This window comes from Pseudonocardia kunmingensis, assembly GCF_006716445.1.
GTDB lineage: Bacteria > Actinomycetota > Actinomycetes > Mycobacteriales > Pseudonocardiaceae > Pseudonocardia > Pseudonocardia kunmingensis.
On the sequence record NZ_VFPA01000005.1, the window covers coordinates 225,156 to 247,142 of the forward strand.

A 21,987-nucleotide genomic window follows, 5' to 3' on the forward strand; every position below is an offset into this window, starting at 1 on the left:
AACAGTGTTGCGCCTCTTGCAACAATCTCCGTAGAGGGAGGACGAAGATGTCCGGTTGGATCCGGCGATCCCGGCTCGTCGCCGTCGCGGTCACGGCCGTTGCGGCCGGTGCCGCGCTGGTCGGCTGCGCCGACAGGTCAGGCGGCGGGAACGCGGGCGAGGCGTTCCCGAGTGACACGATCACGTTCTTCACTCCCACGTCCGCGGGAGGGGCCACCGACCTCACCGCCCGTACGCTGGCCGCCGAGATGGAGAGCGCACTGGGCGTCTCCGTCGTGGTGGAGAACCGGCCGGGCGGCGCGGGGTCGGTGGGCATGCAGCACGTCGCAGGCCTGGAGCCCGACGGCTACAACATCGCGGTGTTCCCGGTCGAGGTCGCCATGCTCGGCCACCAGGGGTACGAGGTCGACCCCGCCGACTACGACTTCCTCGGCCAGGCCAACTCGCAGCCCGGCACCGTCGCCGTGCCCGCGGACAGCCCGCACCAGACGCTCGCGGACCTGGTCGCCGCCGCGCAGGCCGCCCCCGGAACGGTCACGGTGGCCAACGCCGGACCCGGCTCGATCTGGGAGGCGGGTGCCGAGCAGCTGGGCGAGGCCGCGGGCGTGCAGTTCCAGGGCGTGCCCTTCGAGGGTGCCGCTCCGGGCATCACCGCCGCGGTCGGCGGTCAGGTCGACGCCGTCGTCGCCGGCATCGGCGAGACCTCGCCCGCCCACACGGACGGCAGGCTGCGCGTGCTGGCCACCTTCACCGAGGAGCGGGCCCCCGCGCTGCCCGACGTCCCGACGGCCGCCGAGCAGGGCATCGACGTGGTGACCGGCAGCTGGGCCGTCGTCGCCGCGCCGGCCGGGCTCCCGCAGGATGCGGCCGCCGCGCTCGAGGCAGCCGTCCGGACGGCCGCGGAGTCGCAGCCGTTCGTCGACCTGATCACCTCCGGCGGGAACATCCCGCTGTACCGCTCCGCTGCCGAGACCACCGAGTTCGTCCGGGCGGAGAGCGAGCGGTTCGCCGCCCTGTCCGAGGCTCCGTGATGTCCGGCGTCACCGAGCAGGAGGCGGCGGCGGATGCAGGGGCTCCCCCCGCGCTGCCCGCCTCGCGGGCACGGGAGCTGGGGGCCGCCGCCGTGGTGCTGGCCGCCGGGATCGGCGTGCTGCTCGCGCGCTCGACGATCGTCGCGGCGCACGAGAGCGAGCTCGGGCCGCAGTGGTGGCCCACCGTGCTGGGCGTCGCGCTGATCGTCGGTGCCGTCGCACTGGGGGCGCTGGGTCTGACGAGGCCGTCGGCTCCCGACGAGGAGCCGGCGAGCGGTCACGGCGTCGCCCAGCTGGTCGCGGTGCTCGCGCTGATCGTCGGCTACGGCGCGGCCTGGTACCAGCTGCACTTCCTGGTCGTCACGGTGCCGCTGATCGCCGGGCTCGTGTTCGTGACCGGCGGGCGGGGCGTCCGGGCGCTCCTGGTGTTCCCGCTGCTCACCACCGCCCTGCTGTACGTGATCTTCGGACTGCTGCTGCGGGTGCCGCTGTGAGCGCGCTGCTGGAAGGGGTCGGCGCGCTGCTCGACCCGACGATCGGGCTGTGCCTGCTGATCGGCGTGCTGCTCGGCACGCTCGTCGGCGCCATCCCGGGCGTGACCGCCACCATGGCCGTCGCGCTCGCCGCCGGCTTCACGCTCACCCTCGAACCGCTGCAGGGCCTCGCGGTGCTGCTCGCGATCTACGTGGCCGCCCAGTTCGGCGACCGGGTGCCGGCCATCCTGATCAACACGCCGGGTACACCGGCGTCCATCGCCACCACGTTCGACGGCTACCCCCTCGCCAAGCAGGGCCGCGCCGGCGTCGCGCTGACCAGCTCCGCGCTGGTGTCGGCGTTCGGGTCGGTCGCCGGCATCCTCATCCTGGTCTTCGCGGCCCAGCCGCTGGCGGGGATCGCGCTGCAGTTCGGCCCGGCCGAGATGTTCGCGCTGGTCGTGTTCGGGCTGACGATGATGGTGGGCGTCTCCGGGGGGAAGGTCGCGAAGGGCCTGGTCGCCGGGGTGGTCGGGCTGCTGCTCGGGACGGTCGGGCGCGACCCGATCACGGGGGACCAACGCTTCACGCTCGGCCTGCCCGAGCTGTCGAGCGGCATCCCGTTCATCGCGGCGATCGTCGGGCTGTTCGGCATCGCCGAGGTGTTCAACCAGATCGTCTGCGCCCGGCGCGGCGCCCGCCCGGCCCTGATCACCCAGCTCGGCAGCTGGTGGCCCAGCCGCAGCGAACGCCGCGAGCTGCGCAGGCCCGCCGCCATCGGCGCCGGTGTCGGCGCGGTCGTCGGGGTGATCCCGGCCGCGGGTGGCGACATCGCCGGCGTCATCGCATGGGACCAGGCGCGGCGCGCGTCGAAGCACCCGGAGAAGTTCGGCAAGGGCTCGCTCGAGGGGCTGGCCGCGCCCGACACCGCGAGCACCGCGACGATGGGCGGGTCCGTCACGACGACCCTCGCCCTCGGCGTTCCCGGCGACTCCGTGATGGCCGTGATGCTCGGCTCGATGATCATCTGGGGCCTGCAGCCGGGCCCGTCGCTGTTCGTGAACTCCCCGGACCTGGTGTTCAGCCTGGCGACGATCATGCTGGTCGCCACCGCGGTGACCCTCGGCCTCAGCCTGCTGCGGCTGCAGGGTGTGGTGAAGCTGCTCGCGCTCCCGCAACGCTACCTCTGGGCCGTGATCATCACGTTCTGCATGGTCGGCACGTTCGCCGTCCAGAACAACCCGTTCGACGTCGCTCTCATGCTCGTGTTCGGGGTCCTCGGGCTCGGGATGCGCCGGTTCGGATTCCCGGCGGGCCCGATGGTGCTCGGGCTGATCCTCGGCCCGCTCGCGGAGAGCAACCTGCGGCGCGCGCTGCTCATCGACGGCGCGAGCGGCATCCTGAGCAGTCCCATCGCGCTGGCGCTGCTCGCCCTGAGCGTGCTCGCCGTCGCCGGCCCGCGGCTGCGCGCCGCCGCCCGTTCGAGAAGGAGGCGGACCGAGCGTGACCGTGACCCCGTCGCCGGCTGAGTCCCCGGAGGTCCTCTGCGTCGGCGAGAGCATGATCCTCGTGACGCCGGTGGAGCCGGCGCCGCTGGAGCTCGCCGAGCAGTTCGCGCTGCACGTCGGCGGCGCGGAGTCGACGGTCGCGCTGTACCTGGCCGAGCGCGGGCACCGCGCGGCGTGGCTGAGCCAGGTGGGCGACGACCCGCTGGGCAGGCGGATGCTCGCCGCCGTCGCCCGGCACGGGGTGGACACCTCGGCGGTCCGCGTGCGCGCCGACGCGCCGACCGGCGTCTACTTCAAGGACCCGGGTCCGCAGTCCACGCAGGTGCACTACTACCGGGCCGGTTCGGCCGCGTCCCGCATGAGCGCGGACAACCTGGACGGGCTCGACTGGTCGGCCACCCGGATCGTGCACGTCTCGGGCATCACCGCGGGACTGTCGGCGAGCTGCCGCGGGCTGCTCGACGCGATCTACGCCGCGGCCGGCGAACGCGGCGTGCCGGTCTCGTTCGACGTGAACCACCGACCGGGCCTCTGGTCCGCCGCCGAGGCGGCCCCGGTGCTGCTCGAGCTGGCCCGCCGCGCCGACGTCGTGTTCGTCGGGCGGGACGAGGCCGAGCGGCTGTGGGGCACGGCGGACGCGGCGGCCGTCGCGACGCTGCTGGACGCCCCGGTGCGGCTGGTCGTCAAGGACGGCGCGGTCGGGGCGACCGAGATCGCGGCCGGCGCGGAGCCGGTGTTCGTCCCCGCCCACGCCGTGGAGGTCGTGGAGGTCGTGGGGGCGGGCGACGCGTTCGCGGCCGGGTACCTGTCGGAGCTGCTCCGCGGCTCGGATGCCGCTGGGAGACTGCGGGCCGGGCACGACCTGGCGGCCCGGGCACTGAGCAGCACCCACGACTACCTGCCGGAGACATAGATGTCCCAGAGCATCCAGCGCGCCGCCGAGGTGCTGGAGTTCATCAGCCTTCGCCCGCGCACGCAGACCGAGGTGGCCGAGCACCTCGACGTCCACCGCTCCACCGCGCTGCGCATCCTCGGCACGCTCGCCGAGTGCGGGCTGACCCGGCGGCACGAGGACGGCCGCTACAGCGTCGGCTACCGCCTCGCGGGCCTGGCCCAGCTCGCGATCGAGCAGTTCGACCTCGCCGGGGTGGCCCGTCCGCACCTGCGGGCGCTCGGCGAGGAGTGCACGCACACGATCCACCTCGCGGCGCTGGAGGACTCCGGCATCGTCTACGCCGAGAAGATCGACCAGCCCGGCATGGTGCGGTTGTACTCCGAGGTCGGGCAGAAGGTCTGCCTGCACACCGCGGGTGTCGCGAAGGCGATCCTCGCGTTCCAGCCCGCCGCGCTCGTCGACGCGATGCTCGCCACCACCGACTTCGCCCGCCACACCGACACCACGATCACCTCGGCGCAGCGCTACCGCGAGGAGCTCGCGGTGGTGGCCGGGCGCGGGTGGTCGGTCGACGACGGCGAGTACGAGGACTACGTCAACTGCGTCGCGATGCCGGTGCGGGACGCGTCCGGCCAGGTCATGGCGGCGGTGTCGATCACCGCGCTCAAGGCCCGCGCCTCGCTCGACGACCTCGGGCAGCTGCTCCCGCGGCTGACCGAGGTCACCACCACGATCTCCAGGGAGTTGGGATGGCGCCCGTAGCCGGGTTCTTCGACGAGGCGTTCACCGGGCGTCCGGTGATGGCGATCCTGCGGGGCTTCTCCGTGGCCCGCACGGTCGAGCTCGCGCAGCGGGCCTGGGACAACGGCATCACCGCCGTGGAGGTGCCCATCCAGTCCCCCGAGGCCGTCGAGGCGCTCGCCGCCGCCGTCGCGGCGGGTGCCGCCCGCGGCTTCCCGGTCGGCGCCGGCACCGTCACCAGCACCGACCACGTGCGGCAGGCCGCCGACGCGGGCGCGGCGTTCACCGTCGCCCCCGGCCTGGACGAGCGGGTCGCCGCGGCCAGCGCCCACGCCGGGCTCGCCCACCTGCCGGGCGTCGCCACCGCGTCCGACGTCCAGCGCGCCGTCGGCCTCGGCCTGCACTGGGTCAAGGCCTTCCCCGCGTCGGTGCTCGGCGCCGGGTGGTTCACCGCGATGCACGGACCGTTCCCGCAGGTCCGCTTCGTCGCCACCGGCGGGATGGGCGCGGGCAACGCGCGCGAGTTCCTGGACGCGGGCGCGTCGGTCGTCGCCGTCGGCTCGGCGCTCGAGGACCCCGCCCAGCTCGATCGCCTCGCCGCATCCGTCTGATCCCCGAGAAAGGAACTCCCGTGCCCGTGCACGTCACGCCCGCCTACGTCCCCAACCCCGACCGGTACGAGGCGATGCCGCACCGCCGGGTCGGCCGCAGCGGCCTGAAGCTGCCGGCCGTCTCGCTGGGCATGTGGCACAACTTCGGCGACGACACCCCGATCGCCCGCCAGCGCGCCATCATGCACAAGGCGTTCGACCTGGGGATCACGCACTTCGACCTGGCCAACGGCTACGGCCCGCCGTTCGGGTCGGCGGAGAAGAACGTCGGCCGGATCCTCCAGGAGGACTTCTCCGGTCTCCGCCAGGAGCTGATCATCTCCACGAAGGCGGGCTACCCGTTCTTCGCGGGGCCGCACGGCTCCGGAGGCGGGCGCGGGCACCTGCTCGCCAGCCTCGACCACTCGCTGTCGAGCCTGCGGCTCGACCACGTCGACATCTTCTACAGCCACCGCTTCGACCCGGAGGTGCCGCTGGAGGAGACCGCCGCGGCGCTGGACGCGGCCGTGCGCGCGGGCAAGGCCCGCTACGTCGGGATCTCGTCGTACTCGGCCACCCGCACGCGTGAGATGGCGGCGATCCTGCGCGGGCTCGGCACCCCGCTGGTGATCCACCAGCCGTCGTACTCGCTGCTCAACCGGTGGATCGAGGAGGGCGAGCCGAGCCTGCTCGACGTGCTGGCCGACGAGGGCGTCGGATGCATCGCGTTCTCGGCGCTCGCGCAGGGCCTGCTCACGAACAAGTACCTGAACGGGATCCCGGAGGGCTCGCGCGCCACGCAGGGCAAGACGCTGCGCGAGCACATGCTCAGCGAGGAGAACCTCGAGCACGTGCGTGCCCTGCACAAGATCGCCGAGGCGCGGGGCCAGTCGCTCGCGCAGATGGCCGTGTCGTGGGTGCTGCGCGACCCGCGCGTGACCTCGGTCCTCATCGGGGCGAGCCGGCCCGAGCAGCTCGAGGACACCGTCGCGAGCGTCCGGGGCCCCGGCTTCACCGCCGACGAGCTCGCGGCGATCGACGAGCACGCCCGCGACGGGGGGCTCAACATCTGGGCCGCGTCGTCGGAGGCCTGATGACCTACTCGAGCGAGTTCCACGACCGGATCCTGGCCGAGGAGCGGGAGCTGGTGTTCGACGCGTTCACCCGCGCCGACGCCTGGCAGCTCGGCAGCCGGATGCGGGCGGCCGCGGTCGAGCGCGAGCTGCCGATCGTGATCGGGATCGTGCTCGGCGAGCAGCGGGTGTTCCACTGCGCGCTGGACGGCGCGGTTCCGGACAACGACAGCTGGCTGGAGCGCAAGACCCGGGCGGCGCTGCACTTCCAGCGCAGCACGATGGGCGTCGGCGAGCAGTTCCGGGTGCAGGGGCGGGTGTACGAGACGGACTCCCGGCTACCCGCCGATCGGTACGCCGCGAACGGCGGCGTCTTCCCGATCCGGTTGCACGGCACCGGCGTGGTCGGCGCCGTCGGGGTGTCCGGGCTGCCGCAGGTGCGGGACCACGAGTTCGTCGTCGAGCAGCTGCGGGCGTTCCGCGGCGCGTAGCCCGAGCTCTAGAGCACCACCGCGTCCGTCCACAGGCGTGCGGAGCGGCCGGTGAGCACGTCGAGCAGCGCGCCGGCCTGCCCGTCGGTGAGCGACGCGACGTAGTCGACGACCGCGCGGCCACGGGCGAGCGCGTCGACGTCGGGGCGCCTCCCGCTCTCGTCGGGGCCGAGGTGGCCTGCGGCCGCGAGCCCGCCGTACTCCTCGTGGGCCAGCGCCACCAGGTCGTGCAGCCGGGGCGGCAGGCGGACCGGGTCGTCGTCGGCGGTCAGCCACTCGGCGAGCGCCCCGACCAGCCCGGCCAGCACGGTGGCCTGCCCGCGCTGGTGGGAGGCCAGGTCGGCGCGCTGCAGCACGAACCGCTGGTGCACGAACTTCAGCACCGCCACCTCGTGCCACGGCCCGGTCGCCAGCGTGACGGGCGCCGCCCGCACCGGCGGGTCCGCCAGCACGCGCACCCCGGCGACCAGCCGGGCCGTCCAGCGCGCGGAGAACTCCGCGACCGTGCGCTCCGCGGCCATCGACCCGTCGAACGGGAGCGCGAGCAGCCCGTCGACGACCTCCTCGCGCACGACGGCGACGGCCGCGGCGAAGACCTCGTCGTCGAACGCCCACGCGTCCTTGGCGTGCAGGCGTCTGCGCAGCCGCTCCAGGTCGGCGCCGGGACGCAGCGGGCCGAGCGCCGAGGGGTCGGCGGCCGCGAGCGCCGTCCGGTCGCGGATCCACCCGCCCAGCTCCACGGCGACGCCCGGCTGGGCCAGCACGCCGACGCGGTGGAAGTCCTCCAGGTCGTGGATGGCGTAGGCGACGTCGTCGGCGGTGTCCATGACCGCCGCCTCCACAGTCTGCTGCCACGGTCCGATCGCGCCCGCGAACACCTCCCGGCTCTCCACCAGGTCGTCGAGCTCGGTGAGGTAGCAGGAGAACTTCGCCGAGCCGGCCGTCACGGCGTCCGGGAGCGGGCCCGCGCCGCGCGGCGGCGTCGCCGCGGTGCTCGGGTGCGGATCCGGGTGGCTGCGCCGCGCCCACGGGTACTTCAGCACCGCGGCCCGGACCGCCGCGGTGAGGTCGAGGCCCGCGCCGCCGGGCCCGTGCAGGTCGACGGTGGTGACGACCCGGAAGCTCTGCGCGTTGCCCTCGAACCCGTCGGGCAGCCCCAGCTGCTCGCGCCCGAGCCGGTCGAGTACCTGCTAGCCGAGGTGCCCGAACGGCGGGTGGCCCAGGTCGTGGGCCAGCGCGGCGGCCTCGACGACATCGGGGTCGCAGCCGCCGAGCCGGTCGAGCACCGCGCCGGCTGCGGGGTCCTCGGTGAGGCGCTCGGCGATGGCGCGCGCCACCTGGGCCACCTGCAGGCTGTGGGTGAGCCGGTTGTGCAGCAGCAGGCCGCTGCCGGTCGGGCTGACCAGTTGGGTGACGCCGGCGAGGCGGGCGAAGAACGGCGACGCCGCGATCCGGTCGCGGTCGACCCGGAACGGGCTGGCGGCCAGCCCGGCCCCGGTCTCCCCCACGCCGGAGCGCCGACCCGCCCGCGCCACCGAGAGATCCTCCGCCACGGGGGCAGGCTAGTGGTCCCCGCCGGAGGCCCGCGGCCTGCGTGGTGGACCCCGGCCGGGCAGGATGCCGGGGTGCGGCGCGATCCCGATGTGCTCGTCGTCGGCGGCGGGCCCGCCGGGAGGGCGCTGGCCGCCGCCACCGCCGCGCACGGGCTGCGCACGGTGCTCCTCGACCCCGCGCCCGACGCCCCGTGGCGGGCGACCTACGGGTGCTGGGCCGACGAGCTGCCGCCCGGCCTGCCCGACGGCGTGGTGGCCGCCCGCGCCGCAGGCCGTGCGATCGCCCGCACCGAGCACCGCCTCGGCTGGGACTACGCCGTGCTGGACGTGCCCGCGCTGCGCGCGCACCTCGACGACGCGCTCGGGCGGGCGGGTGCCACCGTCTGCGCCGGGCGGGCCGCCGGGACGGCGGGCCCGGGTGCGGTGCGGCTCGCCGACGGCACCGTGCTCACCGCCGCGGTGGTCGTGGACGCCGCCGGGCACCGCCAACCGCTGCGCGGGCGGGCCCGGGAGCGCCCGGCGGCCGAGCAGACCGCCGCGGGAGTGGTCGTCGACGCCGCGACCGCCGCGCCGCTGGTGCCGCCGGGCGAGGCGCTGTTCATGGACTGGCGCCCCGACCACGGCGAGCCCGGGTGGCCGACGTTCCTCTACGGGGTGCCGCTCGGGCGGGGCGCGGTGCTGCTGGAGGAGACCTCCCTGGCACGGCGCCCCGGCCTCCCGGTCCCCCTGCTGCGGCGCAGGCTGCACGCCCGTCTCGCGCGGCACGGCATCCACGCGCCCGCCGCCGCGGCGCGCGAGACCGTCCGCTTCCCGGTCGACTCCCCCCGCCACCGCACACCGGGCGTGCTCGGGTTCGGTGCCGCCGCCCCGCTCGTGCACCCGGCGAGCGGCTTCAGCGTCGCCACGGCCCTGCGCCTCGCCCCGGCGGTGGCGGCGGCGATCGCCGGCCGGCTGCCCGCCGGTCCGGCCGCCGCGCTCGCCGCCGCGCGGTCGGTGGTCTGGCCGGCGGGATCGGGCGCGGTGCACCGGTTCCGCCACATCGGCCTCGAGGCCCTGCTGCGGATGCCTCCCGCGGAGGTGCCCGCGTTCTTCGAGGTCTTCCTCGCGCTGCCGCCCCGGCACCGGTGGGCCTACCTGACGGGACGGGCCGACGTCCCGGGCACGGCCGCCACCATGCGCAGCCTGTTCGCCCACGCGGACTGGCGCCTGCGCGCCCGGCTGGTCACCCCCGCGCTGCTCCCACCCGCGCCGCCCGCACCCACCGGCGGGTGACGGCGCGCGCGCCCGTGTTGCTACCGGCGGTAACCTGCTGCCCACGTTCCCCGACGCCGGAGGCTCCCCATGCCCGCCTACCGCACGATCGTCGTCGGCACCGACGGCTCCGACACCTCTTTCGCCGCCGTCGACCGGGCCGCCGCCGTGGCCGCCGACAGCCAGGCCGAGCTCGTGATCGTGTGCGCCTACACGCCCGCATCCCGGCAGGACACCGCCGAGGCCGAGGACGCCCTGAAGGACGAGGCCTACCTGGTGGTCGGCTGGACGCCCGCCGAGGAGACGCTGCGGGCGGCCGAGGAGCGCGCGGCGGCCGCGGGCGCGCGCAAGATCCGCACCACCGCGGCGGACGGGCCGCCCGTGGACGTCCTGCGCAAGGCCGTGCGCGACTCGCACGCCGACCTGCTCGTCGTCGGCAACCGCGGCCTCAACACGCTCAGCGGGCGGCTGCTGGGCTCCGTGCCCTCCGACGTGGCCCGCCGTGCCGGCGTGGACGTGCTGATCGTCCACACCACCTGACGTGGCGCCGCCGCGGCCAGGCGCCCGCCCCCTGGACGAGGCGCTGGAGGAGCTGGTCCTCGGCGCCCCGCGCCGCTACACCCGCTCGCAGGTGAGCGAGGCCGCCGGGCTCGACCTCGACGAGGCGCGGCGGCTGTGGCGCGCGCTGGGCTTCCCCGAGGCGGCCGACGGCGACGTCCTGTTCACCGAGCGCGACCTCGACGCGGTGCGGCTGATGACCCGCCTCACCGACGCAGGCGTGCTCGAGCCCGACGTGCGGGAGGCCGTGGCGCGGGCGGTGGCGCAGTCGATGTCGCGGCTCGCCGAGTGGCAGGTCGGGATGCTCGTGCGCGTCATCGAGGCGCAGCACGGGACGGTGACGCCCGAGGGCGCGCAGGAGATCGCCGCGGCCGCCCTGCCCGGGCTGGAGGAGCTGCAGAACTACGTGTGGCGCCGGCACCTGGCGGCGGCGGTCCGCCGGATGCTGGTGCCGGTCGAGCGCGCCGACGCGACCGGCACCTGGCCGCTGGTCGTGGGCTTCGCCGACATGGTCGGCTTCACCCGTGCCACCCGCCGCCGCTCCACGGCCGAGCTCGGCGAGATGATCGAGCGGTTCGGCTCGACCACCACCGAGGTGATCGCCGACGGGCACGGCCGCATCGTCAAGACCGTCGGCGACGAGGTGCTGTTCGTCGCCGACGCGGTGGGCGACGGCGCCGGGATCGCCCTCGCGCTGCTCGACCGCGTCCGGACCGAGCCCGCCCTGCCCGACCTGCGCATCGGTCTGGCCACCGGCCCCGTGCTGGTGCGCTACGGCGACGTCTACGGCGAGGTCGTGAACATCGCGGCCCGGCTGACGGCCCACGCCCGGCCGGGCAGCGTGCTGGTCGACCGCGGGATGGCCGACGCCCTGACCGGTGACCCGCGCTACGCCCTGCGGCCGCTGCGCTCGGTGGCCGTGCGCGGCTACCGGCACCTGCACCCCTGGCTGCTGGAACGGTCGGCCACCGCGGAGTAGGTCAGGTCCTGGCACCCCGCGGTGGCATCCTCCTCGACGTGGCAGACACACCGGCCCGGCTGCTGACCCTGCTCTCCCTGCTGCAGACCCCGCGCGAGTGGCCCGGCAGCGAGCTCGCCCGCCGCCTGGGGGTCAGCCTGCGCACGGTCCGCCGCGACGTCGACCGGTTGCGCGGCCTGGGCTACCCCGTCGAGGCCACGATGGGTGCGGCCGGCGGCTACCGGCTCGTCGCGGGCACCGCGATGCCGCCGCTCCTGCTCGACGACGACGAGGCGGTCGCCATCGCCGTCGGCCTGCGGACCGCCGCGGGGCAGGCCATCACCGGCATCGACGAGGCGGCCGTGCGCGCCCTCGCCAAGCTCGAGCAGGTGCTGCCGTCGCGGCTGCGCCACCGGGTGGGCGCGCTGGGAGCGGCCACCGTCCCGGCCCCGGACGTGTACGCCACGCCCGTCGACCCCGCCCAGCTGACGGCGCTGGCCGCGGCGATCGCCAACCGCGAACGGGCCCGGCTGCGCTACCACCGCCCCGACGGCGCAGGCGGCACCGGCACCGGTGACACCGCAGGCGGGCGCCACGTCGAGCCGCACCGGCTGGTGTCCGCGGGGCGGCGGTGGTACCTCGTGGCCTACGACCTCGACCGCGACGACTGGCGGACCTTCCGCGTGGACCGGATCACCGCGACCCGGCCGACGGGCGCCCGCGCCACCCCGCGGACGCTGCCCGCACCCGACGCCGCCACCTACGTCACCGACCGGCTGTACTCGCTCGTTCCGGTCCACTCGGCCGTCGCGACGCTGCACGCGCCGGTCGAGCAGGTCCGCGGCCGGATCGGGGACTCCCCCGGCGACCTGGAGCCGATCGGCGCCGGCCGGTGCCGCCTGCGCAGCCACACCGACACCCTGGAGTGGCTGGCCATCGCGCTGGTCCGGCTCGGCTGCGAGTTCGAGGTGCACGAGCCGCCCGAACTCCGCGAGCACGTCCGCGCCCTGGGCGAACGGCTGGCTCGATCGGCGCGCTGACGCTCCCGCGCCGCTTCGCGCACCCGGCATTCCACGTCGCCGGAGCGGCGTGCGGCGAGGCCGCGCATCCGGTGGCTCAGCCCGCGGTCGTCCTCAGGGCCGTCAGGACCGCGGCGACCGCGGGCACCCGGTCGACACCGGGCCGGTGCAGCACGCCGATCGTGCGGGGAGCGAGCGCGGGGTCGGGATGGGCGCGCACGCCGTCGAGCGTGGCGGCGCGCAGCGCCAGCTCGGGCAGGAGCGCGACGGCCACCCCGCGGGCGACGAGCGCCTGCACCGCCACGTAGTCGTCGGTGACGTGCCGGACATCGGGGGTGAAACCGACGGCGGCGCACGCGGCGAGCAGGTGGGCGCGGCACCGCGCGCAGCCGGCCACCCACGCCTCGTCGCGCAGCGCCGCGAGCCCGTCCACCGGCGGTCGCGTCGCGGGCAGCACGATCCGGGTCGGGTCCTGAGCCAGCGGATGCCACACGAGGTCGCCCGCCTCGACGGGGCCGGGGTAGCGGAACGCCAGCGCGAGGTGCACGTCGTTGGACCGGACCAGCGCCACGGCCTCCGGCGGCTCGGCCTCCTCCGTCCGCAGTTGCACGCCAGGGCTCCCCGCCGGCACGGCGCGCTCTCGCAGGGCCGCCGCGACGGCGGGCACGACGACGGCCCCGGCCGAGGGGAACGCCGCGATCCGGACGGTGCCCGACCGCAATCCGATCAGGTCGTCGACCTCCTCGCGGGCCGCGCGCAGTGCACCGTCCACCGCCTCGGCGTGCCGGAGCACCGCCGCACCCGCCTCCGTCGGGACCACCCCGGTCGGCCCACGCACCAGCAGCGGGGTACCCGCGGCGCGCTCCAGACCGGCGAGCTGCTGGCTCACGGCCGGCTGGGTCCACCCCAGCTCGCGGGCACCGGCGCTGATCGAGCCGGCGCGAACGACCGCGCGGAAGGTGAGCAACCGACGGGGATCCATGGCATAAGCATGGGCGATGGCTCCTCGCAGGAGAACACGGCTACCTATGGCAGCGGGTCCCGCGCACCATGAGCGCCATGCGACGGATCGGCGTGATCGGTGGGATGAGCTGGTACTCGACGGCCGAGTACTACCGGGTGATCAATGAGCGGGTGCAGGAGCGGCGCGGCGGGCACCACAGCGCCGACCTGCTGGTGCACTCGCTCGACTTCTCGGGGATCCGGCAGTGCCAGGTCGACCGCGACTGGGAGCGAGCCGGAGCGATCATGAGGGCGAGCGCGGACGGCCTCGTCGGCGCCGGCGCCGAGCTGGTCGTGCTCGCCACGAACCTCATGCACAAGGCGGCGGGCGCGATCGAGGACGGGCTCGGCGTCCCGTTCCTGCACATCGCCGACGCGGTGGCGCAGGAGTCCGCCCGCCTCGGGACGCGGCGGATCGGCCTGTTGGGCGCCCGTCCGGTGCTCGAGGACGGCTTCTACGCCGAGCGCCTGAGCCGTCACGGCATCGACACCGTGGTGCCCGGGGCAGCCGCGCGGGACCGGCTCGACGAGATCATCTTCGGCGAGCTCACGGTCGGGGAGGTCCGCCCGGAGTCGTCGGCCGCGCTGCAGGCGGCCGTCCGGGAGCTCGCCGGGGCGGGCGCGCAGGCCGTGGCGCTGGCGTGCACGGAACTGGAACTGGCGCTCACGCAGGCGGACGCGGCACTGCCGCTGATCGCGACGGCGCGCACCCACGCCCGAGCGGCAGCCGACCTGTCCCTCTCCCCCACCCCCCACACGACGAACGGCACTCTCGTCGCTACCTAGCCGACGAAAGTGCCGTTCGTTGCAGATGACGTGCCGATCAGACGCGGAAGCCCAGGGCTCGCAGCTGCTCGCGGCCGTCCTCGGTGATCTTGTCAGGGCCCCACGGCGGCATCCAGACCCAGTTGATCTTGATGTCGTCGACGAGGCCGGGGCCGATGAGCGCGCCGCGCGCCTGCTCCTCGATGACGTCGGTCAGCGGGCACGCCGCCGACGTGAGCGTCATGTCGATGGTGGCGACGCCCTTCTCGGCCTGGATCCCGTAGACCAGGCCGAGGTCGACGACGTTGATGCCCAGCTCGGGGTCGACCACATCGCGCATGGCCTCCTCGAGGTCGTCGACCGAAACCTCGCCCGCAGGCTGCGCGGGGGGCTCGGGCATCCCGGCCGCGCCCCGCACGACCTCTTCGGTGTCGCTGTCGCTCATGTGGTTGCCTCCTCCGCCTCGACGCTACCCGTACCGGCCTTCGCGACGGCGTCCTTGAACGCCATCCACCCGAGCAGCGCGCACTTCACGCGTGCCGGGTAGCGGGCCACGCCCGCGAACGCGACGCCGTCACCGAGCACGTCCTCGTCCGGCTCGACCTGGCCGCGGCCCTGCGCCATCGCCTGGAACGCCCCGAGCACCTCGTGGGACTCCTCCACCGACCGCCCGACGACGAGGTCGGTGAGCACCGACGCCGAGGCCTGGCTGATCGAGCAGCCGAGCGTCTCGTAGGAGACGTCGGCGATCACCTCGCCGTCCATCTTGACGCGCAGGGTGATCTCGTCGCCGCAGGTCGGGTTGATCTGGAACGACTCGGCGTCGTACGGCTCGCGCAGACCGGCGCCGTGCGGCGACCGGTAGTGGTCCAGGATGATCTCCTGGTACATCTGTTCCAGCTGCATGTCGGCTCAGCTCACCCCGAAGAAGTCGCGGGCCGCGCGCACGCCGTCGATCAGCGCGCCGACCTCGTCGAGGGTGTTGTACACCGCGAACGACGCCCGCACGGTGGCCGCCACGCCGAAGCGGCGGTGCAACGGCCACGCGCAGTGGTGCCCGACCCGCACGGCCACGCCGCGGTCGTCGAGCACCTGCCCGGCGTCGTGGGCGTGCACCCCGTCGACGACGAACGCGACCGCGCCGCCGCGCTCCTCCAGCGTGCGGGGCCCGATGATCCGGACTCCCGGCACCTCGGCCAGCCCGTCCAGCGCCGCGCGGGTGAGCGCCAGCTCGTGGGCGTGCACGCGGTCCATGCCGATGCCCGACAGGTAGTCGACGGCCGCGCCCAGCCCCACGGCCTGCGACGTCATCGGCACGCCCGCCTCGAACCGCTGCGGCGGTGGGGCGTAGGTGGACCCCTCCATCCGCACCAGCTCGATCATCGAGCCACCGGTGAGGAACGGCGGCATCGCGGACAGCAGCTCCGCGCGCCCGTACAGGACACCGATGCCCGACGGGCCGAGCATCTTGTGGCCCGAGAACGCGGCGAAGTCGACGCCGAGCGAGGCCAGGTGCACCGGCATGTGCGGCACCGACTGGCACGCGTCGAGCACGGTGAGCGCGCCCACGGCGTGGGCGCGGCGCACCAGCTCGGCCACCGGCAGGATCGTGCCCAGCACGTTCGACTGGTGGGCGAACGCCACCAGCTTGGTGCGCTCGGACAGCTGCACCGAGTCGAGGTCGAGCCGCCCGCCCTCGTCGACCGCGTACCAGCGCAGGGTGGCGCCCGTGCGGCGGGCGAGCTCCTGCCACGGCACCAGGTTGGCGTGGTGCTCCAGCTCGGTGATCACGATCTCGTCGCCGGGGCCGAGCACGAACCGCTCGGTCTCGGCGCCGAGCCCGGTGCGCACCGACGAGTTGCCCATCGCGTACGCGACGAGGTTGATCGCCTCGGTGGCGTTCTTCGTGAACACCACCTCTCCCGGGTCGGCGCCGATGAACGCGCCGATCCGCGCGCGGGCCGACTCGTAGGCGTCGGTGGCCTCCTCGGCGAGCTGGTGGGCACCGCGGTGCACCGCCGCGTTGTGCTGCTCGAGGAACGCCCGCTCGGCGTCGAGCACCTGGCGCGGCCGCTGCGAGGTGGCCCCCGAGTCGAGGTAGACCAGGGGGCGCCCGTCGCGCACGGTGCGGGACAGGATCGGGAAGTCCGCCCGGACCGCCCCGACGTCCAGCTCCACGCCGTCGAGGGTGCCGGTCATCAGACCGCCGCCTCGGCCTTCCCGCCCGTGAACCGCACGTAGCCGTTCTTCTCCAGCTCGTCGGCGAGCTCCGGCCCGCCGGACTCCACCACGCGGCCGCCGGCGAACACGTGCACGCGGTCGGGGGTGATGTGCTGCAGGATCCGCGTGTAGTGCGTGATCAGCAGCACCCCGGTCTCGCCGCCCGCGCGGTAGCGGTTGACGCCCTCGGACACGACGCGCAGCGCGTCGACGTCCAGGCCGGAGTCGGTCTCGTCGAGGACGGCGAACTTCGGCTTGAGCAGGGCGAGCTGCAGCACCTCGTGGCGCTTCTTCTCCCCGCCCGAGAAGCCCTCGTTGACCGAGCGCTCCGCGAAGTCCGAGGCGATGTCGAGGTCGCTCATCGCGCCCTTGACCTCCTTGACCCAGGTGCGCAGCTTCGGCGCCTCGCCGCGGACGGCGGTGGCCGCCGAGCGCAGGAAGTTCGACATCGAGACGCCGGGCACCTCGACCGGGTACTGCATCGCGAGGAACAGGCCGGCGCGGGCGCGCTCGTCGACGGTCATCTCGAGGATGTCCTGGCCGTCGAGCGTGACGCTGCCCGAGGTGATCTCGTACTTGGGGTGCCCCGCGACCGCGTAGGCCAGCGTGGACTTGCCGGACCCGTTCGGGCCCATGATGGCGTGCGTCTCGCCGGTGCGGACCGTGAGGTCGACGCCCTTCAGGATCTCCTTGGCGCCGTCGTCGGTGGCCACCGAGACGTGCAGGTCCTTGATCTCCAGGGTGGACATGTCTGTGAGTACTCCGTGGTGGTCGGGTGGCGTCAGACGCCGGTGACGGCGAGCTCGGCCTCGATGGCGGCGTTGAGACGCTCGCGCAGCTCGGGCAGGGTGATCTTCGCGAGGATCTCGCCGAAGAAGCCGCGGACGACGAGGCGGCGCGCGACGTCTTCGGGGATGCCGCGGCTCTGCAGGTAGAACAGCTGCTCGTCGTCGAACCGGCCGGTGGCGCTCGCGTGCCCGGCCCCGGCGATCTCGCCGGTCTCGATCTCGAGGTTGGGGATCGAGTCGGCGCGGGCCTTCTCGGTGAGCACGAGGTTGCGGTTGAACTCGAAGGTCTCGGTGCCCTCCGCGGCGGCGCGGATCAGCACGTCGCCGACCCACACCGCGTGCGCCCCGTCGCCCTGCAGTGCGTTCTTGTACAGCACGTTGGACCGGCAGTGGGCCACGCCGTGGTCGACGAGCAGGCGCTGCTCGAGGTGCTGGCCCGCGTCGGCGTAGCCGAGGCCGACCAGCTCGGCGTCGCCGCCGGGGCCGCGGTAGGTGACGGTCTCGGTGACGCGCACCAGGTCGCCGCCCAGCGCCACCGCGGTGGACCGCAGCGTGGCGTCGCGCCCCACCGACAGGTGGCGCGCCCCTGCGTGCACCGCGTCGTCGGCCCACTCCTCGGTGACCACGAGCGTGAGCTGCGACCCGTCGCCCAGCACCACCTCGAGGTTGTCGGCCAGCACACCGGATCCGCGCTGCTCGACCACCACGGTGGCCTGCGTGTTCGGGGTGGTGCGCAGCTGCAGGTGACCCGCGGCGCTGCGCCCCTCCCCCGGCCCCGTCACCGTGATCGTGACGGGCTCCGGCGTGCCGTCCAGCGTGACGAGGGTGGCCTCGCGGAACGCCGACCACGCGGCGGCCGCGACCCGGTCGGCGGGCACGCCGCCCTCCCCGATCCGCGGGTCGTCGCGCCCGACCGTCTCGGCGGTGACCCCCTGTGTGGCGGGGACCTCGACCGCGGCGGCGGCGTCGAACGCCGCGCTGCCGTCGTGCAGGCCGCGCAGCCGGCGCAGCGGCGTGAACCGCCAGTTCTCCTCGCGGCCGCCGGGGACCTCGAATGCCTCGACGTCGTAGGAGGTGAACCGCTCGCTCGCCGACGCGATCGGCGTCTCGCCCTGACCCTTCTTGGCCCCCTTGAGCTCGGGGGCGAGGCCGGCAACTTCTGGTGCCGTGTTCGGAACGGTCATCCGACCGAACCCTCCATCTGCAGCTCGATCAGCCGGTTCAGCTCCAGCGCGTACTCCATGGGCAGCTCGCGCGCGATGGGCTCGACGAACCCGCGCACGACCATCGCCATCGCCTCGTCCTCGGTGAGACCGCGGCTCATCAGGTAGAAGAGCTGGTCGTCGCTCACCTTGGAGACGGTGGCCTCGTGGCCCATCGACACGTCGTCGTTGCGGATGTCGTTGTACGGGTAGGTGTCCGACCGGCTGATCGTGTCGACCAGCAGCGCGTCGCACTTCACCGTGGACCGGCTGTGGTGCGCCCGCGGGTTGACCTGGACCAGACCCCGGTAGGAGGTGCGGCCACCGCCGCGCGCCACCGACTTCGAGATGATCGTCGAGGACGTGTGCGGCGCCAGGTGCACCATCTTCGCCCCGGCGTCCTGGTGCTGGCCCTCGCCGGCGAACGCGATGGACAGGACCTCGCCCTTGGCGTGCTCGCCCATCAGCCACACGGCCGGGTACTTCATCGTGACCTTGGAGCCCAGGTTGCCGTCGACCCACTCCATGGTGGCGCCCTCTTCGGCCTTGGCCCGCTTGGTCACCAGGTTGTAGACGTTGTTCGACCAGTTCTGGATCGTCGTGTAGCGGCAGCGGCCGCCCTTCTTCACGACGATCTCGACCACGGCCGAGTGCAGCGAGTCGGTCTTGTAGATCGGCGCGGTGCAGCCCTCGACGTAGTGCACGTAGGCGCCCTCGTCGACGATGATCAGCGTGCGCTCGAACTGGCCCATGTTCTCGGTGTTGATCCGGAAGTAGGCCTGCAGCGGGATGTCGACGTGCACGCCCGGCGGCACGTAGATGAACGACCCGCCCGACCACACGGCCGAGTTCAGCGCGGAGAACTTGTTGTCGCCGGCCGGGATGACCGAGCCGAAGTACTCCTTGAACAGCTCCGGGTGCTCGCGCAGGCCGGTGTCGGTGTCCAGGAAGATGACGCCCTGCTCCTCCAGGTCCTCGCGGATCTGGTGGTAGACGACCTCGGACTCGTACTGCGCGGCGACGCCCGCGACCAGCCGGGCCTTCTCCGCCTCCGGGATGCCCAGCTTGTCGTAGGTGTTCTTGATGTCCTCCGGCAGCTCCTCCCACGAGGTGGCCTGCTTCTCGGTGGACCGCACGAAGTACTTGATGTTGTCGAAGTCGATGCCCGACAGGTCGGCGCCCCAGCGCGGCATCGGCTTGCGCTCGAACAGGTCGAGCGCCTTGAGCCGGAAGTCGAGCATCCACTTCGGCTCGTTCTTCATCCGGGAGATGTCGGAGACGACGTCTGCCGACAGGCCGCGACGGGCGGAGGCGCCGGCGACGTCGGGATCGGCCCAGCCGAAGTCGTAGCGGCCGAGCGTCGCGAGCGTCTCCTCCTGGGTGAGGGCCTCAGGAGCCGTGGTCATTCGGGCTGCCTCCCTGCAGAGGTGGTGGTGGTGTCGTGCTTCCGCCGGACGTCGGGAGCGTCCAGCGGAACGTGGGTGGTGCACGCGGAGTCGCCGCGCGCGATGGTGGCCAGCCGCTGCACGTGGGTGCCGAGCAGGGCGGCGAACGCCTGGGTCTCAGCCTCGCACAGCTCCGGGAACGCGGCCGCGACGTGGGCAACCGGGCAGTGGTGCTGGCACAGCTGCACGCCCGCGTGCGACTCGCGGGCCTGCGCCGCGTAGCCGCGCGCCGTGAGCAGCGAGGCCAGCGCCTCCGCCCGCCCGTCGGGACCGGATGCCGCGGTGATCTGCTGGACGCCGGCGCCGAGCAGGTCGTCGACCCGGCTGCGGGCGAACCCGCGCACCGCCGCCTCCCCGCCGTGCTCGGCGAGGTACTGCAGCGCGGCGACGGCCAGCTCGTCGTAGCCGTGCCCGAACCGGGCGCGCCCGGCGTCGGTGAGCAGGTACTGCCGGGCAGGCCGGCCGCGGCCGCGCGGGCCTCGGCGCGGTGCACTGCGCACCTCGGCCTCCCCGTCGGCCAGTAGCGCGTCGAGGTGGCGGCGCACCGCGGGCGCGGACAGCTCCAGCTCGGCGGCCACCGCGGCGGCCGTGATCGGCCCCTGTTCCATCAGCAGGCGGGCCACGGCCTCACGCGTGCCGCCCTCACCGGCCGACGGCGCCTCAGGAGGGCGGACGTCGACCGGCGCAGCAGGCCCGGCGCTTTTCACAACACCAGTCTTGCGTATATCCCCGGAGACCGCAAAGCCGGCCACGCCGTGGGTGAGCACGGTCACGTCGGGGGTGCTCGTTAGGCTGCCGCCCATGGTCGCCCGGGAACTCGACTCCGCCGCGGCGGACGCGGAACCCGGGACTGCGGGTGCCGCTCCCCGCGATCCGAGCCGCATCGCACGCCGCGTGGGCCTCACCGGCACGCTCCTGATGGCCGTCAGCGGTCTCGGCGCGGGCGCGCTGCCCGTGCCCAACCCGGTGTTCGGCCTGCGGCTGCTCGGCCTGCCCAGCCGCAACACCACCATCGCCATCGCCGTCAGCTACACCGGCATCTGCCTGCTCGTGCTCGCCTGGTTGTGGATCGGCAAGATGCTGCGCGCCCGCGGTGCCGTGGCCCCGGCGCCGAACCGGAGCCAGCTGGCCCGCACCGCCGTGCTGTGGGCCGTCCCGCTCGCGGTGGCGCCACCGCTGTTCTCGCGCGACGTCTACAGCTACCTGGCCCAGAGCGCCACGCTCGCCCGTGGGCTGGACCCCTACGTGCTGGGCCCCGCCGAGGCGCTGGGCGTCGACGACCCGCTCACCCGCAGCATCCCGACGATCTGGCGCGACACCCCCGCCCCGTACGGGCCGCTGTTCCTGCTGATGGGGCGGGTCATCACCGCCCTGTCGGGCAACGACGTCGTCCTCGGGCTCTTCGAGCACCGGCTGCTCGCGCTGGCCGGGGTCGGGCTCATCGTGTGGGCCCTGCCGAAGCTGGCGCGCCGCTGCGGTCTCGACCCGGGGCTCGCGATGTGGCTGGGCGCCGCCAACCCCCTCGTGCTGTTCCACCTCGTGAGCGGCATCCACAACGAGGCCATCATGATCGGGCTGATGCTCGCCGGGATGGAGATCGGGTTGCGCGCGGGCGACCGGCTGCTCGACCCCCACCTGCTCGGCGGCGCCCTGCTCATCGTGGCGGCGTCCGCGGTGAAGCTGCCCGCCCTGCTGGCACTGGGCTTCCTCGGCATGGAGTGGGCGCGGCGGCGCGGCGCGAAGGCCGGGCACGTGGTGGCCGTCGCCTCGGTGTTCCTGCTGCTCACCCTCGCCGTCTACATCCCGCTGTCGGTGGGCACGGGGGTGGGCATCGGCTGGTTGCAGACCCTCGGCGTGCCCAGCCTCATCCGCAGCTGGATGTCGGTGTCCACTGACTTCGGCCTGCTGTCGGGACAGGTGGGCATCCTCGCCGGAATGGGCGACCACACCGACTCCACGCTCGTGGTCGCGCGCGGGATCGGGCTGGCGGTGTCGGGCGTGCTGGTCGTCCTGCTCCTGTTCGCCGTGCTGCGCGGCCGGCTCGACGCGATCACCGGCATGGGCGCCGGTCTCGGCGCCGTCGTGCTGCTCGGACCGATCGTGCACCCCTGGTACCTGCTGTGGGCCGCGATCCCGCTCGCCGCCACCCGCGGCCTGCCCCGCTACCGGCGCCTCGCCCTCGCCGCCTCGGCCGTGCTCGCGCTCCTCGTCCCGCCCACGGGCGCCGACTTCAACTTCCGCGCCTTCCAGCTGCCCATGGCGATCATCGCCGGCCTGGGCATCCTGCTGGTCATGCTGCTCGTGCTGCGCCGGCACCTCGCCGGTCAGAGCGGGGCGGACATCGACGCGCTGCCCGGCCGTGCCCCGGTGGCGGCTCCGGGGCCGGACCCGGCACCTCGTTGAACCCCAGGTCGAGCCTAAGCT

At 74.3% G+C, this 21,987-nt stretch carries 22 protein-coding genes and 1 pseudogene; 14 read left to right on the forward strand and 9 right to left on the reverse strand.

All coding sequences use genetic code 11. The features are described from left to right. Positions 1-47 precede the first annotated feature (47 nt). The 8 genes from FB558_RS34610 to FB558_RS34645 are packed head-to-tail and all read left to right on the forward strand — an operon-like array spanning position 48 to position 6,802. Complete coding sequence (locus tag FB558_RS34610) at positions 48-1,031, forward strand: tripartite tricarboxylate transporter substrate binding protein (RefSeq protein ID WP_142061012.1); 984 nt, start codon at positions 48-50, stop codon at positions 1,029-1,031. Next, entirely contained in the window at positions 1,031-1,525 is a 495-nt protein-coding gene (locus FB558_RS34615; protein WP_142061014.1) for a tripartite tricarboxylate transporter TctB family protein, read from the forward strand. Before FB558_RS34610 ends, FB558_RS34615 begins: the two co-directional genes overlap by 1 nt. Further along, positions 1,522-3,033 carry a tripartite tricarboxylate transporter permease gene (locus tag FB558_RS34620; protein ID WP_142061016.1) on the forward strand — a complete coding sequence of 504 codons (1,512 nt, stop codon included), beginning with the start codon at positions 1,522-1,524 and terminating at the stop codon, positions 3,031-3,033. Before FB558_RS34615 ends, FB558_RS34620 begins: the two co-directional genes overlap by 4 nt. After that, positions 3,008-3,925 carry a sugar kinase gene (locus FB558_RS34625; protein ID WP_246106974.1) on the forward strand — a complete coding sequence of 306 codons (918 nt, stop codon included), beginning with the start codon at positions 3,008-3,010 and terminating at the stop codon, positions 3,923-3,925. The genes FB558_RS34620 and FB558_RS34625 overlap by 26 nt, the downstream gene beginning before the upstream one ends. After that, positions 3,926-4,669 (forward strand): IclR family transcriptional regulator, encoded by a 744-nt coding sequence (locus FB558_RS34630; RefSeq protein WP_142061018.1) that lies wholly within the window; start codon positions 3,926-3,928, stop codon positions 4,667-4,669. Beyond that, a complete protein-coding gene (locus FB558_RS34635; RefSeq protein WP_142061020.1) occupies positions 4,657-5,259 on the forward strand; it encodes a bifunctional 4-hydroxy-2-oxoglutarate aldolase/2-dehydro-3-deoxy-phosphogluconate aldolase in 603 nt (200 codons plus the stop codon). Before FB558_RS34630 ends, FB558_RS34635 begins: the two co-directional genes overlap by 13 nt. A gap of 20 nt (positions 5,260-5,279) precedes the next feature. Continuing rightward, positions 5,280-6,332, forward strand: a complete 1,053-nt coding sequence (gene mgrA / locus FB558_RS34640) for an L-glyceraldehyde 3-phosphate reductase (protein WP_281288712.1) — start codon at positions 5,280-5,282, stop codon at positions 6,330-6,332. After that, on the forward strand, positions 6,332-6,802 hold the full coding sequence (locus FB558_RS34645; protein ID WP_211367048.1) for a heme-degrading domain-containing protein: 471 nt from the start codon (positions 6,332-6,334) through the stop codon (positions 6,800-6,802). The genes mgrA and FB558_RS34645 overlap by 1 nt, the downstream gene beginning before the upstream one ends. An 8-nt stretch (positions 6,803-6,810) precedes the next feature. Here FB558_RS34645 and FB558_RS34650 read toward each other — a convergent pair. Continuing rightward, positions 6,811-8,337: pseudogene (locus FB558_RS34650) on the reverse strand (deoxyguanosinetriphosphate triphosphohydrolase family protein). 90 nt (positions 8,338-8,427) lie between these two features. On the opposite strand from FB558_RS34650, the gene FB558_RS34655 reads away from it, so the two are divergent. The 4 genes from FB558_RS34655 (at position 8,428) to FB558_RS34670 (ending at position 12,162) form a co-directional block, all read left to right on the forward strand. Continuing rightward, complete coding sequence (locus tag FB558_RS34655; RefSeq protein WP_142061022.1) at positions 8,428-9,627, forward strand: lycopene cyclase family protein; 1,200 nt, start codon at positions 8,428-8,430, stop codon at positions 9,625-9,627. A 69-nt stretch (positions 9,628-9,696) separates the two neighbouring features. After that, on the forward strand, positions 9,697-10,146 hold the full coding sequence (locus tag FB558_RS34660; protein WP_142061024.1) for a universal stress protein: 450 nt from the start codon (positions 9,697-9,699) through the stop codon (positions 10,144-10,146). A gap of 1 nt (position 10,147) precedes the next feature. Further along, the gene (locus tag FB558_RS34665) at positions 10,148-11,143 is read left to right on the forward strand and encodes an adenylate/guanylate cyclase domain-containing protein (protein ID WP_246106975.1); all 996 of its coding nucleotides are present in this window, start codon (positions 10,148-10,150) and stop codon (positions 11,141-11,143) included. A gap of 38 nt (positions 11,144-11,181) precedes the next feature. Continuing rightward, positions 11,182-12,162, forward strand: a complete 981-nt coding sequence (locus tag FB558_RS34670; RefSeq protein ID WP_142061026.1) for a helix-turn-helix transcriptional regulator — start codon at positions 11,182-11,184, stop codon at positions 12,160-12,162. Between the two features lie 76 nt (positions 12,163-12,238). On the opposite strand, the gene FB558_RS34675 is transcribed toward FB558_RS34670, so the two are convergent. Then, the gene (locus FB558_RS34675) at positions 12,239-13,123 is read right to left on the reverse strand and encodes a LysR family transcriptional regulator (RefSeq protein WP_142061028.1); all 885 of its coding nucleotides are present in this window, start codon (positions 13,121-13,123) and stop codon (positions 12,239-12,241) included. Positions 13,124-13,200: 77 nt separating this feature from the next. On the opposite strand from FB558_RS34675, the gene FB558_RS34680 reads away from it, so the two are divergent. Then, positions 13,201-13,929 carry an aspartate/glutamate racemase family protein gene (locus FB558_RS34680; protein WP_142061030.1) on the forward strand — a complete coding sequence of 243 codons (729 nt, stop codon included), beginning with the start codon at positions 13,201-13,203 and terminating at the stop codon, positions 13,927-13,929. Between the two features lie 37 nt (positions 13,930-13,966). On the opposite strand, the gene FB558_RS34685 is transcribed toward FB558_RS34680, so the two are convergent. Genes FB558_RS34685 through FB558_RS34715 form a run of 7 tightly spaced genes read right to left on the reverse strand, consistent with a single transcriptional unit; the run spans position 13,967 to position 20,288 of the window. Beyond that, on the reverse strand, positions 13,967-14,353 hold the full coding sequence (locus tag FB558_RS34685) for a metal-sulfur cluster assembly factor (RefSeq protein ID WP_142061032.1): 387 nt from the start codon (positions 14,351-14,353) through the stop codon (positions 13,967-13,969). After that, complete coding sequence (sufU, locus tag FB558_RS34690) at positions 14,350-14,814, reverse strand: Fe-S cluster assembly sulfur transfer protein SufU (protein ID WP_142061034.1); 465 nt, start codon at positions 14,812-14,814, stop codon at positions 14,350-14,352. The genes FB558_RS34685 and sufU overlap by 4 nt, the downstream gene beginning before the upstream one ends. Positions 14,815-14,820: 6 nt before the next feature. Further along, positions 14,821-16,107, reverse strand: coding sequence for a cysteine desulfurase (locus tag FB558_RS34695; protein ID WP_211367049.1), 1,287 nt, complete (start codon positions 16,105-16,107; stop codon positions 14,821-14,823). After that, on the reverse strand, positions 16,107-16,877 hold the full coding sequence (gene sufC / locus FB558_RS34700; protein ID WP_142061038.1) for a Fe-S cluster assembly ATPase SufC: 771 nt from the start codon (positions 16,875-16,877) through the stop codon (positions 16,107-16,109). The genes FB558_RS34695 and sufC overlap by 1 nt, the downstream gene beginning before the upstream one ends. A gap of 32 nt (positions 16,878-16,909) precedes the next feature. Beyond that, positions 16,910-18,100: a Fe-S cluster assembly protein SufD gene (gene sufD, locus FB558_RS34705; protein WP_142061040.1), complete on the reverse strand. Its 1,191-nt coding sequence runs from the start codon at positions 18,098-18,100 to the stop codon at positions 16,910-16,912. Next, entirely contained in the window at positions 18,097-19,524 is a 1,428-nt protein-coding gene (gene sufB, locus FB558_RS34710; RefSeq protein WP_142061042.1) for a Fe-S cluster assembly protein SufB, read from the reverse strand. The genes sufD and sufB overlap by 4 nt, the downstream gene beginning before the upstream one ends. Beyond that, positions 19,521-20,288, reverse strand: a complete 768-nt coding sequence (locus FB558_RS34715; RefSeq protein WP_425468137.1) for a helix-turn-helix transcriptional regulator — start codon at positions 20,286-20,288, stop codon at positions 19,521-19,523. The genes sufB and FB558_RS34715 overlap by 4 nt, the downstream gene beginning before the upstream one ends. Positions 20,289-20,364: 76 nt before the next feature. On the opposite strand from FB558_RS34715, the gene mptB reads away from it, so the two are divergent. Next, positions 20,365-21,966, forward strand: a complete 1,602-nt coding sequence (gene mptB / locus FB558_RS34720; RefSeq protein ID WP_170231689.1) for a polyprenol phosphomannose-dependent alpha 1,6 mannosyltransferase MptB — start codon at positions 20,365-20,367, stop codon at positions 21,964-21,966. The last annotated feature ends 21 nt before the right edge of the window (positions 21,967-21,987 follow it).

What these genes read in the sequence shown, in the direction of transcription:
- sufC (WP_142061038.1), bottom strand. Translation starts at nt 16,877, where the DNA reads ATGTCCACCCTGGAGATCAAGGACCTGCACGTCTCGGTGGCCACCGAC.
- FB558_RS34675 (WP_142061028.1), bottom strand. Translation starts at nt 13,123, where the DNA reads ATGGATCCCCGTCGGTTGCTCACCTTCCGCGCGGTCGTTCGCGCCGGC.
- FB558_RS34630 (WP_142061018.1), top strand. Translation starts at nt 3,926, where the DNA reads ATGTCCCAGAGCATCCAGCGCGCCGCCGAGGTGCTGGAGTTCATCAGC.
- FB558_RS34660 (WP_142061024.1), top strand. Translation starts at nt 9,697, where the DNA reads ATGCCCGCCTACCGCACGATCGTCGTCGGCACCGACGGCTCCGACACC.
- FB558_RS34685 (WP_142061032.1), bottom strand. Translation starts at nt 14,353, where the DNA reads ATGAGCGACAGCGACACCGAAGAGGTCGTGCGGGGCGCGGCCGGGATG.
- FB558_RS34635 (WP_142061020.1), top strand. Translation starts at nt 4,657, where the DNA reads ATGGCGCCCGTAGCCGGGTTCTTCGACGAGGCGTTCACCGGGCGTCCG.
- sufD (WP_142061040.1), bottom strand. Translation starts at nt 18,100, where the DNA reads ATGACCGTTCCGAACACGGCACCAGAAGTTGCCGGCCTCGCCCCCGAG.
- FB558_RS34615 (WP_142061014.1), top strand. Translation starts at nt 1,031, where the DNA reads ATGTCCGGCGTCACCGAGCAGGAGGCGGCGGCGGATGCAGGGGCTCCC.
- FB558_RS34645 (WP_211367048.1), top strand. Translation starts at nt 6,332, where the DNA reads ATGACCTACTCGAGCGAGTTCCACGACCGGATCCTGGCCGAGGAGCGG.
- FB558_RS34695 (WP_211367049.1), bottom strand. Translation starts at nt 16,107, where the DNA reads ATGACCGGCACCCTCGACGGCGTGGAGCTGGACGTCGGGGCGGTCCGG.
- FB558_RS34610 (WP_142061012.1), top strand. Translation starts at nt 48, where the DNA reads ATGTCCGGTTGGATCCGGCGATCCCGGCTCGTCGCCGTCGCGGTCACG.
- mptB (WP_170231689.1), top strand. Translation starts at nt 20,365, where the DNA reads ATGGTCGCCCGGGAACTCGACTCCGCCGCGGCGGACGCGGAACCCGGG.
- sufB (WP_142061042.1), bottom strand. Translation starts at nt 19,524, where the DNA reads ATGACCACGGCTCCTGAGGCCCTCACCCAGGAGGAGACGCTCGCGACG.
- FB558_RS34680 (WP_142061030.1), top strand. Translation starts at nt 13,201, where the DNA reads ATGCGACGGATCGGCGTGATCGGTGGGATGAGCTGGTACTCGACGGCC.
- sufU (WP_142061034.1), bottom strand. Translation starts at nt 14,814, where the DNA reads ATGCAGCTGGAACAGATGTACCAGGAGATCATCCTGGACCACTACCGG.